Below are 14,154 nucleotides of genomic sequence, written 5' to 3'. Positions count from 1 at the left end.
ACATTTCCAATCAATGCGATAACGCCGTCAAGCGCGCGATGTTTCCCGAGATTCGAAAAACCTAATAAATGTAAACAGGTAATGTCGATCAGTCCCCTTTTTGTTATCTTGAGAAACAGATAAAAAACAGTCTGCGTCATGTCCTGCCTGTGACCAGACGCCGGAGCCATCCCGGTTCATACCACCAAAACCAAGGGATAGCCCGGTTCACCGTCCAAGAGCAACACAAGGAAAGCAAAAAAGTGTCTCTTTCCTGGATCACGCCAGACCTGCCAAAACCATTCGATGCCGAACGTTGCAAACACGGCTTTGAACGATGGACCGCCCTTGCAGATCGCCCTCAGTTTGAAAATATGGCAGAACAGATTGGCGACATTGCGGCCAACAGCCCCAAACGCGACGTTCTTGCTGCATTATTTGGCAATAGCCCCTATCTGGCCAATCTATGCCTGCGTGATCCCGATATCATCTGTCTGATCTTTGATCAGGGGCTTGATACGGCCTTTAAAACCGCCCTTGATCCGGTGCGCAACAGTGCCGATGCCGCCCCGCTTGATCAGGCCAAAACAATGATGATGGTGCGCCAGGCCAAACGCCGGGCCGCACTGGTGATCGCGATTGCCGATATATGCAAGGCATGGACCCTTGATAAAATCACCCGCGCGATCAGCGAAACAGCCGAAATCACTCTTGAATTCACACTGGCGCATTGTTTATCGGCAACGGCGAAACTACGAAAATTCGACCTGCCCCATCCCGATGATCCCTTACGTGATTGCGGTATCTTTGCCATCGGCATGGGCAAACTGGGCGCGGGTGAACTTAACTATTCATCCGATATTGATCTGATCTTTTTGTTTGATCATGAAGTCGTGACCTATATCGATCCTGATCGCCTGCAACAGGATTTGGTGCGCATGGTCCGTGATGTCACCCGCATCATGGAAGAACGCACCGGGGATGGATATGTTTTCCGGACCGATTTGCGCCTGCGCCCTGATCCGGCATCGACCCCGCCGATCCTGTCGATGCTGGCGGCTGAAACCTATTACGAAACGGTTGGCCAAAACTGGGAACGTGCGGCAATGATCAAAGCACGGATCGTTGCAGGTGATAAAAAATCAGGCAGTATATTCCTTGAAATATTGCGCCCATATGTATGGCGAAAGCATCTTGATTTCCTGGCGATCAAAGATATTCATTCAATCAAACGCCAAATCAACGCCCATAAAGGCGGCAGCAAAGTCGACATCCCCGGCCATAACATTAAACTGGGCCGGGGCGGCATCCGCGAGATCGAATTTTTCGCCCAGACTCAGCAGTTAATCTGGGGGGGGCGCGAAATCGCACTTCGATGCAAGGCGACTTGTGAGGCGCTGCGTGAACTGACAAAATTTGGTCAGGTATCGGAAAAAACCCGCGATGAAATGCTGGACGCCTATGAATTCCTGCGCACGGTTGAACATCGCCTGCAAATGACAAACGATCAGCAAACCCAGACCCTTCCTGATACCGAGGACGGGCTGCATGCGCTTGCGACCTTCCTTGGATATCCCACCCTTGACGGATTCAAAGCCGATTTGCTGCGACACCTGCGCGCGGTCGAAAGTAATTATGCCGAATTGTTCGAAGATGACGCACCGCTTGCCGGATCGACCGGAAATCTGGTGTTTACCGGCACAGAAGATGACCCTGATACACTTGAAAATTTGCGCCAAATGGGTTTTGAAAACGCCACCAATGTATCGATTACGGTGCGCGGATGGCATCATGGCCGTTACCGTGCAACCCGGTCACGGCGTGCCCGTGAAATCCTGACAGAATTGATGCCGACCCTTTTAAATGCGCTGTCACAGACGACAAATCCGGATATGGCATTCCGCGCCTTTGACGAGTTCCTGAAAGGTTTGCCCGCCGGGGTTCAGCTTTTCTCGCTGGTGACGGCAAATCCGGAATTGCTGGAACTTCTGGCGCAAATCGCCGGAACGGCCCCCCGCATGGCCAAATATCTTGGCCGCAATGCCGGGGTTCTTGATTATGTTTTGATGTCGGGTTTCCATGATGAATTACCCGATGAAGACACCATGCTAAGCGAATTAAATGCCCGGCTTTCGCGCGAAGATATGGTCGAGGACTGGCTTGATACCGCACGTCGTTGGGCCAATGATCAAAAATTCCGCATCGACGTGCAAACCATCCAAAATCGCCATACCCCGCATCAGGCCGGGCGGACATTGGCCGATATTGCCGATGTCGCGATTCGCGCCCTGTTCCCGCGCATTGCCAATGATTTCGCGATCAAGCATGGGACATTTGATACGGGCGGGTTGGCGGTTTTTGCCCTTGGCAAACATGGCGGACAAGAACTGTCGCCGGGGTCGGACCTTGATATGATCTTTGTCTATGACGTGCCCGAGGATGCCGAAGAATCAAACGGGGAAAAACCCCTGACACCGGGGCATTATTTTATCCGGCTTAGCCAGCGTTACATTAATGCCCTGTCGGCACCCACGGCCGAAGGGGTATTGTTTGAAACTGATTTGCGCCTGCGCCCCAGCGGTAACAAGGGACCGCTGGCCACCCATTTCAAAAGTTTCGAAGCCTATCAATTGAACGAAGCATGGACATGGGAACATATGGCATTGACCCGGTTACGCCCGGTCTATGGACCACAGGAATTATGCGACAAGGTGATGGCGACCACCCATTCGGTTTTGCAAAAACAACGCAATCCCGATGATCTTTTGCGTGATGTTTATGACATGCGCAACCGGATGGATGCCGGCAAAGGCAACAATCATCCCTGGGCAATCAAGATGCGCCGTGGTGGTCTGGTCGATTTGGAATTCATTGCGCAATATCTGCAATTGGCCCATGCTTACAGCCATCCTGAAATCCTGTCCCCAACCACGCGCGCTGTTTTCAGAAATCTGGGTAAAGCCGGAATCCTTGAAGCAGAGGAAGCGACATTTTTAGCCAATGCCGGTTCATTCTGGCTGGCACTGCAAGCCATGCTGCGCCTGACCACCGAGGGACCGTTTGAACCCGAAAACGCCAGCACCGACCTTCGCCGTATGCTGGCACGTGCCGGGCAATGCGATGATTTCGATACGCTTCAGACCAAGCTGGAAGAAACCGCAATACGGATCAAGGCGATCTATGATCGTCTGATCACGGAACCGGCGGAAAAACTTCCGCCGCGTACAGAATGATCTGGAAGTGTTTGCAATGCCTATAAGGATTTGTATTTTCGCACGCAGCTTGTGGCGGAACGGTCTGATATGGCTGTCAGAAACCGGTGATGGACGTAAAATTTTGGATAAGGACAAAACAATGACACTTGAAGTTGGTGACAAGGCCCCTGATTTCGAACTGCCGACCGATGGTGGCGGATCGGTCAAACTGTCGGACCTGAAGGGTAAACCGGTGGTGATCTATTTTTATCCAAAAGACATGACACCGGGCTGCACGACAGAATCCTGTGAATTTCGCGATGCAGAACCCGATTTTAGCGCGGTCAATGCCCAGATCATTGGCATTTCCAAGGACAGCGCCACCCGCCATGACAAGTTCAAGGCCAAACACGACCTGAACTTTATCCTGGCATCGGATGAAAACGCTACGACCTGCGAGGATTACGGTACCTGGGTCGAAAAAAACATGTATGGGAAAAAATACATGGGTATCGAGCGCACCACCCTTGTCATTGATGGCGATGGCGTGATCCGCCACATCTGGCGCAAGGTAAAAGTAAAAGGCCACGTTGCCGACGTGCTGGCCGCCGTCAAAGCCATTTAATTCGGGCCTTATCGCCACACTCGAAACCGGCCGGATCAATTTTCGGTCGATTTTCGCATTTTTATAACATTCAAAAGTGGATGTTTTTCAATCACCTAATAGCACCTGCTACCATTCATTATGTTGCCTTACCTTGTTTGTCGGGCTAAGAATCCGGATATGGGAGTTATAGGTGCCTTTAATTTGGCTCCACGTGGCACATGGCGAATGACCGGACGACCGGCAAGGCAGGGTAGAACAATGAGCAATAATGTTATCGATATCGACGATCAGATGCTTGCTGATTTTCGCGATGAAGCAAGCGAAATCGTCAGCAGCATTGGTGTACATCTTCAGAATGCGCACAGCAAAGCCGACCCGGCGATCCTGACAGCGATCCAGCGCGAGGTATTCAACCTTCGTTACAAGGGAAAATCGGTCACGGCCCCGCTAGTTAATCTGACAAGCCATCGTCTTGCCGATTACACCACGGCGTGTCGCGAACTTAACGAAGATGCAATCAACGACATTCAGGCCTTTATCGATAAAATTGAGGCCCTTCTGGAAGGCGACCTTACCGGTGGCGGAACCGATTCGGCCGAATTCGTCCGTGAACTGCCATCCAAGCGCACCCCTGACATCGACCCGAACTGGTTGAAACAAACCAATGTCGAAGCATTGCTGGTGATCCCGCAACGGTCCATGGCCGCCATTGTCGAACGCGAACTGGCGGCTTGCGGTTATCGCAGTTCGGTCACGCAAACTTCGTTCGAGGCCATCGAACTGGCCGTCCGCACCCGCCCGGATTTCATCATCGTTGCCAAAACCATTGATGAACTTGGCGGTGTCGATGTTGCCAGCGCATTGCAAGCGATGCCCAAAACCCGTGGCATCCCGACAGCCGTTTTAACATCAGACGCGCCAAACCATCCGTCATTGCAGGACCTGCCATGCCGGACGGCGATCATCCGCAAAGGCCCGGCCTTTGGCGAAGATCTGGCCGAGGCACTGGCGCGCTTTAACATCACCTGATCCGTAAAATAAGACCTTTTTCAAGGGGCGGCACCGATCAGGGTGACCGCCCTTTTTGTTTGGCGGCAATGCGCCATCATTGACCAGACACCACACACATGCCACAGAATGCCTGCACGCCAGACATTGAAACACCGGCCGGAAAGATCATTATGACCACCCAAACCGCCCTTCCCCGTTTGACGCTGGCCGAGGCCGCAAAACGCGCCCTTTTGACCGCCGATGCGACCGAAAAAGCCAATGTCACAGCAGAACTGGCCGCAATGTGGCGTTCGGGCGAGATCAGTGAAATCGGCGAAACCGACCTTCCTGATCGCCCAGGCCGCCCGGCCACGCCGGAATTAATGGCCCCCAGGCACATGCCAAAACGCAGCAAAAGCGGCCTTAAAGGGCGGATCAGCCTATTGCATGCCTTGGCCCATATCGAATTAAACGCAATTGATCTGGCCTGGGATCTGGCGGGGCGGTTCACCCATGAAAACCTGCCACGTGAGTTTTATGATGCCTGGGTACAGGTTGCCGATGACGAAGCCCGTCATTTCAAGATGTTAAACAAACGCCTTGGCGAATTGGGCGCGACATATGGCGATTTGCCCGCCCATGATGGACTTTGGGAAACATCAATGGATACGGCATATGATTTATTGGCCCGTCTTGCCGTTGTCCCGATGGTATTTGAAGCACGCGGCCTTGATGCCACCCCGCCCACCATTGAACGGCTTTTGGCGCATGGTGATACGGAAAGTGCGCGTATCCTTAAAATCATTGCTCATGATGAAATCAGCCACGTCGCCGCAGGACGAAAATATTACGAAATGGCCTGTGACCAACGTGGCCTGCCTTATTACACCACATGGCATGCCATGCTGCGCAAACATTTCCGTGGCCCGTTAAAACCACCATTTAATGACAAAGCCCGTTATGAAGCCGGAATGCCGCCCGATTACTATCAGGACTATGTTCTGGAACTTCCAGGCGATGAAGAATGATTATCTTTTGCAAGTATCATTGATGCAGCGCAAGGTTTAGAACAGGAACAAGTATTACCCTTCAATCGCGAAAAAGTCGTGCCCGACCTGACGGGCACACAATCATTCCGCAAGGAGTATGTAAGCTATGCCTGCTATTATGAAGGCCGCTGTTGTCCGCGAATTCGGCAAACCATTGTCGATCGAGGAAGTTACTGTCCCCAAAGTTACACCCGGCACTATTCTCGTCAAAATAGAAGCATCCGGGGTTTGCCATACCGATCTTCACGCCGCCGAAGGCGATTGGCCGGTCAAACCAAACCCGCCGTTTATTCCCGGCCACGAAGGTGTCGGCATTGTTGCCGAAGTGGGCGCCGGTGTTAAATCGGTCAAGGAAGGCGACCGGGTTGGTGTGCCTTGGCTGCATTCGGCCTGCGGGCATTGCCATCATTGCATTACCGGTTGGGAAACGCTTTGCGGGGAACAGATCAACACCGGTTATTCGGTTAATGGCGGCTTTGCCGAATACGTCTTGGCCGATCCGAATTATGTCGGGCATTTGCCCGACGCGCTTGAATTTGGCAATGCGGCACCGGTCCTGTGCGCTGGCGTGACGGTTTATAAGGGACTTAAAGAAACCGAATGCAAACCGGGTGAAACCGTGGTGATTTCCGGTATTGGCGGGTTGGGTCATATGGCCGTGCAATATGCCAAAGCCATGGGCATGAAGGTGATTGCGGTTGATATCAATGCCGATAAACTGAAACTTGCCAAGGACCTTGGCGCAGACTGGACGCTTAATGCCATGGAAACCGACGTGGTTGCCGAAGTGCAAAAGCAGATGGGCGGCGCCAACGGGGTTCTGGTAACAGCCGTTTCGAAATCGGCATTCTCCCAAGGGGTTGGCATGTTGGGCCGTCATGGCACCATGGCGCTTTGCGGATTGCCACCGGGCAAGTTCGAATTGGATATTTTCGATACGGTTCTGTCGCGCAAAACCATTCGGGGTTCGATTGTCGGCACGCGTGCCGACCTTCAGGAAGCCATCGAATTCGCGGGCGACGGCAAGGTCCATTCGCATTACACGACCGAGCCGATGGAAAACATCAATTCGATTTTTGACCGCATGCGTGCGGGCAAAATCGATGGCCGTATCGTGATGTCGATCTGATCGTTTGAGACTCTGATACAAGCCGACACAATAAGGGCTGTCAAATTTGGCAGCCCTTATATTTCAAAGGACCAAAAGAGCCTAAAGATCACGTCCACTAAAAGAATCTTCGCTGTAATAACGCACCGGAATCGCATCACCGACAAGGTCGCCGTTGCGGTTGATCCAGTGGTTTAGCGCCACAAATGGTGCCATATCCAGACCGGCTTCGCCAGCCAAATGGGTATAGGCATAGACCGCTATATCCGCCAGGGAATAGCGGGAATTGGCCAGAAAATCATGATCTTGCAGATGGCGATCAAGTATTGCCAACACGCCGAGCGCACCAAAACGACACTTGGCAAGCTGCCCTTCATTGCGTTCATTTTTCCCCGTCAGGTTCCAGTGACGCAATGTGGCGATGGTTGACTGAACATAATCGGCTTCGAAAAACAGCCATTGGCAGACTTTGGCGCGCTGATAGGCATCATGGGGCAAGTATTCCGTCCCCTCGCCCAGATACAGCAAGATCGCGTTGGATTCCGCAAGGCTGCGGCCATCATCAAGTTCCAGCACCGGCACGGCACCGGCGGGATTCATTTTGCGGAAATCATCGGTGTGACTTTCGCCTTCAAAAATCGAAACCCATTCGGTTTGATATTCAAGACCAAGATGGGCGCAAAGCTGGCGTATCCTTCCAAGCATTTTGTGATCCGGCGTAATCGTAAAGTTTCATGGTCTGATCCTTCCTTTGGACAAGCGGATAGCGTTCCGGAAAGTCGGGGTGCCGGTGGTACAGGTTTGACTGTTTGGATATTCAGATCAGGGGCCGGGTATTGGTTGATCAGGCGGCTTTGCTAACCATCGCGGCCTCGTGATCAAGCAGCCATCGTTTGCGATCCAGCCCCCCGGCATAACCGGTTAATGTTCCGTTCGATCCAATCACACGATGACACGGCACAATGATTGAAACCGGGTTCAGCGCATTGGCGCGTGCCACGGCACGCACCGCCTTTGGATTGCCAAGGATATCGGCCAACCCGGCATAGGACCGGCTTTGACCATTGGGAATCTCAATCAGACCATCCCAAACTGATTTCTGAAAATCGGTGCCGATCATATGAACATCCTCCATCGGCAATCGCCCGACCTTTCCTGCGAAATAGCCATCCAGCCAATTAATCACCGACTGTGGTGCTCTGCCGCCATCCTGCCAATCAAGGTTTTTAAACCGTCTTGTCTGAATCAGATGCAGGCGATCATCGTTGTTTTCAAAATCCAGATGCACCAGCTTGGCATCAACCATGGCAAGGCTCAGCGTGCCAATTGGGCTTTGATAACGGGCAACATCAATGCGGGTGGTCATTTGGATTTCTCCTGCTTTGGGGCTTGTTCATGTTCCAGTGCCGACCAAAGATATTGCGCCGCATAGGCCCGCCAGGGGCGCCAGCGTTCTGCATGTTGTTCAAGCGGCTTGGGTTTTCCCGGGCCACCGCCAATTTGCGATGCCTTAAGGATGCCAAGGTCGGCTGCGGGAAAGGCATCCGGATCACCAAGTCCGCGCAGGCCAAAATAATTCAGCGTCCAGGGACCAATACCCTTGGTCGCGGCCATTTCGGCCAGAATGTCATCGCCGGATTTACGGTCGCTTTCGGGATGGGCAAACAAATCGGTGATATCGGCCAAAGTTTGGGCGCGCCGTGTTGTCAGGCCGATGGAAATCAAATCCTGTTGCTGCATCCTGGCGGGTTCGGGAAACAGATGCGTGACACCGGTTCCGGCAATCAGGTTATCAGGCAGGGCTTCGCCAAACCGCGCAACAAGACGACCAGCCAATGTACGCGCCGCCGCCACAGAAACCTGTTGGCCCAGAACCGCACGGATCGCCAGTTCGAACCGGTCCCAGCATCCCGGCACACGCAGGCCCGGACGTTTATCGACCAAGGGCTGTAACAACGCATCATCGGCAAAAAGCGCGGTGATCGATGGAACATCGGCGTCAAGATCAAACAAACGCCGAACCCGCCCGCCTATTTCAAGAACCGCATCGCGGGCCGGCCCGCGCAGAATAACATCCACCCCGCCCTGATCCGATGCAAACCGACAAATCATTAAACCAAAGGCATCCTTGATGCGAAACCCCCGGGCATAGGTGCGATCCCCGACGGCCTCAAGCCCGGGAATAGCGCGGGCGCGAAAGAATGTCAGAAGATATTCAGCATCAAAGGGCTGTCGCGCACGCAACCGCAATATCAAATCATCGCTTTTGGCCGCAAAGGGATCAGTGGTGTCTTTTTTGGGTTCCAGTTTGGTCTTTAACCCGCGCCGAAAGGCCGTGGGGGCATGGCCATAGGCGGTTTTCATCGCATCGTTAAAGCGCCGCAAACTCCCGAACCCGGCGATATCGGCGATTTCAGTCATCGACAGGTTGCTATCGACAATCAATTGGCGGGCGCGCAACAACCGGCGTGCCTTGGCGTGGTCTTGGGGGGTGACGCCGGTATGATCCTTAAAGATACGGCGCAGATGGCGATCCCCAACACCCAAACGATCCGCCAGATCGGCAATCGATCCGGCTTCAAGCGCGCCTTCTTCGATCAACCGGACCGCACGCGCAACTGTGGCATGGACGCCGACACTTGCCGGTGATCCGGGGGCGGCTTCGGGCCGACAGCGCAAACAGGGGCGAAATCCATGGGCGATGGCGGCCTCGGCACTGGGATAAAACTGCACATTGACGCGCTTTGGCGTGACGGCCGGACATATCGGGCGGCAAAAAATACCCGTGGTCAGGACGGCAGTATAAAACCGTCCGTCAAACCGACGGTCGCGGGCCTTTAAGGCATGATAGCAGATATCATCATTGAGCTGTTCCATGCCCGGCAGTTTAGCAGATCATAAAAACAAAACTCGCCGGAATCGGACTCACACGTGACAGCCCCCCTATTGGCCCATCGGCCCGTCGACCCGATGGATCAATTCAGCGGAATATCATTAGAACCCTTGCCATCCTGATACAGATCAGAAAGCCGGTCATATTGATCGGTAATTGATTTGGCCTTTGCCAGATACGCCGCCCGATCCGGTTCGGGCAATGCCGCAATCATGCCCATCATCGAATGACTATCCCAGAATGCATTGGATTTATTGTATTGCCCGGCCTCAAGGGTGAAGACCTCTTTGAGGATTTTAAGGTCATGGGGAATCTCAAACGCATCGCGCGAGTCTTCGTGACTGAAGAAATAATAGAAATTATCAAACCCCGCCCATGTGATTGCCGACAAACACATTGAACAAGGTTCATGCGTTGACAGGAAAATCAGATCCGAGGTTGCCGGGCGGGTATCAGTCGGCATTTCATAAAACCGCTTCAGACAATGAACTTCGCCATGCCAAAGCGGATTTTCCGTTTCATTGTTGGTTTCCGCCAAAACCAAAGAATAATCGGATTTACGCAATAAAGCCGCTCCGAAAATCTTGTTTCCGGCGGCTACGCCATCGCGGGTTTTGGGCAGGATATCGTTTTCGAGGGTCCCAAACAGGGCGGAAAGAAGTGCGCGTGTATCGGCGTTTTTGGCTAGCATGGCGGCGGCCCTCGATGAAATCTGAACATTATTGATTACATTCATCGTCATCGAGCCGCCATGCCAACTGTTTTTATCGTCGCTTTATTGCCGTCCGGGGCGAAACACCTGATGGGTGGCCTTGATAACAGCCAAAACCGGTTCAGCTGCGAATAATGCCGTCGTTTAAATCCACATACTTTTGATCGGCCGGGACCGGGCGATAAAAATTCGGATCAAGCAAGGTTAACACCGAAATCAGGGTCGGCGATTTTCGGTCGCGCACCTTGGTAATCAGCGCGTGATCCACCGGCAGCATCTCACGGATTTTAAGAACTTCGAAAATCGGACCATTCGGGGTAGCAAGTTTGAATTGGTCGCCAACAGCGACCTGGCCATGGGACTGACGCGGCATTTTGGGAATTCACCTGATTTAATAGACGTTTAATCGTACTGCAAAACCCGCCGAGGCCCTGTTTCCAAACAATTGGCCTTATCGTTTTTCAACGGGTTTCATATATGCGCAACACAATGCCCACCATATCAGGCAATAGTATGACAGATGTAGAATTTTTACGGGAAACAGCGTCAATATTTATAGACGGCCATATGCTTTGCCATGCCCCCGATATCATTCAAAGTTTCAAACGCCCTTACGAAAACACCCCGCCAGTTTCCTGTGCGGGGTGTTTTGACAAATCGTCGTATCAGGGATCAATCGATGTCTTCGACTTCACCCGCCGATCCGGTAACCTTGGCCGCCAAGGCAGCGGCCATGAAAGCATCAAGATCACCGTTCAGAACGCCCTGGGTATCGGATGTTTCGACACCTGTGCGCAGATCCTTGATCATCTGATAGGGCTGCAGCACATAGGAACGAATTTGATGGCCCCAGCCGATATCGGACTTGGTATCCTCGACCGCTTGGGCTTCGGCTTCGCGTTTTTGAAGTTCGGCCTCATACAGACGGGCTTTAAGCATCTTCATCGCCGTATCGCGGTTTTTATGCTGTGAACGGTCGTTCTGGCACTGCGCGACGATACCGGTCGGAATATGGGTCATACGCACGGCCGAGTCTGTTCGGTTAACGTGCTGCCCCCCCGCACCGGATGCACGATAGGTATCAATACGAAGATCCTTGTCGAGGATTTCGATATTGATATCGTCATCAATCACCGGATAGACCCAGCAGGACGAAAAGCTGGTATGGCGGCGCGCAGCACTGTCATAAGGCGAAATACGCACCAGACGATGCACACCAACCTCATTCTTCAGCCAGCCATAGGCATTATGACCGATAACCTTATAGGTCACCGATTTAATACCGGCTTCCTCGCCGTTGCTTTCTTCAAGCATTTCAAGCTTGTAACCCTTGGACTCCGCCCAACGCACATACATGCGCGCCAGCATATTGGCCCAATCCTGCGCCTCGGTCCCGCCCGCACCGGCGTGGATTTCAAGATAGGCATCATTGGCGTCAGCTTCGCCCGAAAGCAGGCTTTCAAGTTCACGCTTGGCCGCGATTTCCCGAATACCGCGCAGACCTTCTTCGGCCTCGGCAACGGTTTCTTCGTCACCTTCGGCCTCGCCAAGCTCGATCAGACCGATATTGTCTTCGAGTTCCTGGGCAAGGGATTTGTAGCCATTGATGGCATCGTCAAGCCGGGTGCGTTCCTGCATGACTTTCTGCGCATTTTCCGGCTTGTCCCACAGGGTGGGATCTTCGGCCAGTGCGTTTAATTCGTCGAGGCGTCTAAGAGCATTATCCCAGTCAAAGATGCCTCCTCAGCAGTGCCATCGACTGCTTGATTTCATCGACCAATGCCTGTGCTTCAGCGCGCATTGATGTCTCCGTTATTCACATGAAACTCTGTCAGGCTGCGAAGGATCGCAGCAACTTCGGCGGCGCTTATAGCAGTTTTTGACCGGCTTGAAACCCCCTGGCAGGGAAGTCAGACAGACATGAAAAACCCGGCGCAACATCTGCGCCGGGTTTCGATAAAGGCCACACGATGAAGGCCGCACAAGGTACTAGCTGTAAACCGGATCAAGGGTAATGGTGTACAGCTCGTCATCGGCAACATCGCGAAGCGACACCCGGAATTGTTCGGTATCGGCATCGATATCGACAAGACCAAAGAACTGCAGACCAAAGGATGGCGGCAGATTGATCCCCTGTTCCTTGCTTGGATGTTTGGTGAACACCACCTGCGGGCCAAATGTGTTGTCCATATCATTCGGGCCGAACGTTCCGGCATGCAGCGGACCAGAAACAAATTCCCAGAACGGATCGAAATCCTGGAATTGGGCTTTGTTCGGATCATAATAATGCGCTGCCGTGTAATGCACATCGGCCGTCAACCAAACGGTATTGCGAATGCGCGCCGACTTGATAAAGCGCAGCAATTCAACGATTTCAAGTTCGCGTCCGGCCGGTGCGCCATCACCATTGGCCAGATTTTCAAAGGTGCTTTTGTTTTTCCAGTCATCATAAACAATCATGCCAATCGGCATATCCGCAGCGATGACTTTCCAGGTTGCCTTGGAATTTAAAAGGCTGCGCTTGAACCATTCCATCTGTTCGCGGCCAAGGAAGGCGGTATTGTCATTTGGTTCCGGGCTGTTATTGGCATCATTGGTGCCGCGATAGCTGCGCATATCCAGAAAGAAGACATCCAGCGACGGGCCATAGGACACCTTGCGATAAACCCGGCCCGGTTCTGTCGCATGTTCGGTGATCGGCAACATTTCACGAAATGCCCGATTGGCGCGTGCAGCCATCAATGAGACCGATTTTTCGCTATAGCGATCATCGCCGGTCAGCATTTCGCCCGGATACCAGTTATTCAGAACTTCATGGTCATCCCACTGATAATAGACCGGGATCAAACGGTTAAATTCCAGAACGTTCTTATCAAGCATGTTGTATTTATAATTGCCGCGGAACTCGTTTAACGTTTCCGCGACCTTGCCGGTATCTTCGGTGATGATGTTTTTCCACATATCGCCATCGGGCATTTTTGCCTGTTCGGCAAACGGACCATCGGCATAGATGGTATCACCGGAATGGATGAAGAAATCCGGATTGTGTTTGGTGATCGTGTCATAGGTTTTCATCCCGCCACGATCTTCATCAATGCCCCAGCCCTGCCCGGCGGTATCCCCGGACCAGCCGAAACGAATATTGCGTTTGGCCGCCGGTGCGGTACGGAAATGACCAATCACCGGTTCCGACGATGTGCGTCCGTCATCAAGATTTTCAAAATGGATTTTGTAAAACACATCCTGCCCGGCGGGCAAATCAGTCAGGGCAAGTTTGCCCGCAAAATCACGTTCTGGCAGCACGTCAACATGCGGGATTTTAACCGAACGCGAAAAGTTTTCGGTTGTGGCAATTTCCGTGATCATACGCGACGCACGGTCCGCACGCCCCCAGATACAGGCAGAATTGGCCGTGACATCGCCACTTTGGACACCATGCGTGATTATCGGACGATCAGCCGCACGCGAAATCGACGGCATGAAAAAACCACCCATGGCCGATGCGGCACTGGCAGTTGCCGTCGTCGTCAGGAATTTTCGGCGGGAAAGACGAAAAGACATGGAAAGAACCCCTTCAAGGTTTGAAGCAACACATTGAAGAGTATGACAAATCCAAATGACA

The 14,154-nt window shown here is 52.8% G+C and carries 12 protein-coding genes; 5 read left to right on the top strand and 7 right to left on the bottom strand.

Going from position 1 to position 14,154, the window contains the following annotated elements; translation table 11 throughout:
• The first annotated feature begins 149 nt into the window (after window positions 1–149).
• The 5 genes from TALK_RS16365 to adhP all read left to right on the top strand — a co-directional run bounded on the left by TALK_RS16365 (window position 150) and on the right by adhP (window position 6,948).
• Window positions 150–3,212: a bifunctional [glutamine synthetase] adenylyltransferase/[glutamine synthetase]-adenylyl-L-tyrosine phosphorylase gene (locus tag TALK_RS16365; protein ID WP_281251306.1), complete on the top strand. Its 3,063-nt coding sequence runs from the start codon at window positions 150–152 to the stop codon at window positions 3,210–3,212.
• A gap of 121 nt (window positions 3,213–3,333) precedes the next feature.
• Window positions 3,334–3,798 (top strand): thioredoxin-dependent thiol peroxidase, encoded by a 465-nt coding sequence (gene bcp / locus TALK_RS16360; protein WP_085620306.1) that lies wholly within the window; start codon window positions 3,334–3,336, stop codon window positions 3,796–3,798.
• A 240-nt stretch (window positions 3,799–4,038) separates the two neighbouring features.
• Window positions 4,039–4,809, top strand: coding sequence for a response regulator (locus TALK_RS16355; protein ID WP_085620220.1), 771 nt, complete (start codon window positions 4,039–4,041; stop codon window positions 4,807–4,809).
• Window positions 4,810–4,961: 152 nt separating this feature from the next.
• On the top strand, window positions 4,962–5,798 hold the full coding sequence (locus TALK_RS16350) for a ferritin-like domain-containing protein (protein WP_085620305.1): 837 nt from the start codon (window positions 4,962–4,964) through the stop codon (window positions 5,796–5,798).
• 127 nt (window positions 5,799–5,925) lie between these two features.
• Entirely contained in the window at window positions 5,926–6,948 is a 1,023-nt protein-coding gene (gene adhP, locus TALK_RS16345) for an alcohol dehydrogenase AdhP (RefSeq protein WP_085620219.1), read from the top strand.
• A gap of 81 nt (window positions 6,949–7,029) precedes the next feature.
• On the opposite strand, the gene TALK_RS16340 is transcribed toward adhP, so the two are convergent.
• The 7 genes from TALK_RS16340 to TALK_RS16310 all read right to left on the bottom strand — a co-directional run bounded on the left by TALK_RS16340 (window position 7,030) and on the right by TALK_RS16310 (window position 14,093).
• Window positions 7,030–7,632 (bottom strand): glutathione S-transferase family protein, encoded by a 603-nt coding sequence (locus TALK_RS16340; RefSeq protein ID WP_211274837.1) that lies wholly within the window; start codon window positions 7,630–7,632, stop codon window positions 7,030–7,032.
• A gap of 139 nt (window positions 7,633–7,771) precedes the next feature.
• Window positions 7,772–8,293 carry a methylated-DNA--[protein]-cysteine S-methyltransferase gene (locus tag TALK_RS16335; protein ID WP_245829979.1) on the bottom strand — a complete coding sequence of 174 codons (522 nt, stop codon included), beginning with the start codon at window positions 8,291–8,293 and terminating at the stop codon, window positions 7,772–7,774.
• Window positions 8,290–9,804 carry a DNA-3-methyladenine glycosylase 2 family protein gene (locus TALK_RS16330; protein ID WP_085620217.1) on the bottom strand — a complete coding sequence of 505 codons (1,515 nt, stop codon included), beginning with the start codon at window positions 9,802–9,804 and terminating at the stop codon, window positions 8,290–8,292. The genes TALK_RS16335 and TALK_RS16330 overlap by 4 nt, the downstream gene beginning before the upstream one ends.
• Window positions 9,805–9,902: 98 nt before the next feature.
• On the bottom strand, window positions 9,903–10,511 hold the full coding sequence (locus TALK_RS16325) for a nucleoside deaminase (protein ID WP_085620304.1): 609 nt from the start codon (window positions 10,509–10,511) through the stop codon (window positions 9,903–9,905).
• Between the two features lie 142 nt (window positions 10,512–10,653).
• A complete protein-coding gene (locus TALK_RS16320) occupies window positions 10,654–10,905 on the bottom strand; it encodes a hypothetical protein (RefSeq protein ID WP_085620216.1) in 252 nt (83 codons plus the stop codon).
• Window positions 10,906–11,204: 299 nt separating this feature from the next.
• Window positions 11,205–12,333 (bottom strand): peptide chain release factor 2 gene (gene prfB, locus TALK_RS16315; protein WP_139833862.1). Its coding sequence is split into 2 segments (ribosomal slippage): window positions 11,205–12,263 and window positions 12,265–12,333, totalling 1,128 coding nucleotides; the frame shifts between segments, so codons are not numbered across the junction.
• Window positions 12,334–12,521: 188 nt separating this feature from the next.
• Window positions 12,522–14,093 (bottom strand): alkaline phosphatase D family protein, encoded by a 1,572-nt coding sequence (locus TALK_RS16310; RefSeq protein ID WP_085620303.1) that lies wholly within the window; start codon window positions 14,091–14,093, stop codon window positions 12,522–12,524.
• Window positions 14,094–14,154: the final 61 nt, after the last annotated feature.

It is taken from the genome of Thalassospira alkalitolerans, from assembly GCF_002115745.1.
GTDB lineage: Bacteria > Pseudomonadota > Alphaproteobacteria > Rhodospirillales > Thalassospiraceae > Thalassospira > Thalassospira alkalitolerans.
The sequence above is the reverse complement of the archived record's forward strand: the minus strand, read 5'-3'. Positions and strand labels throughout refer to the sequence as shown.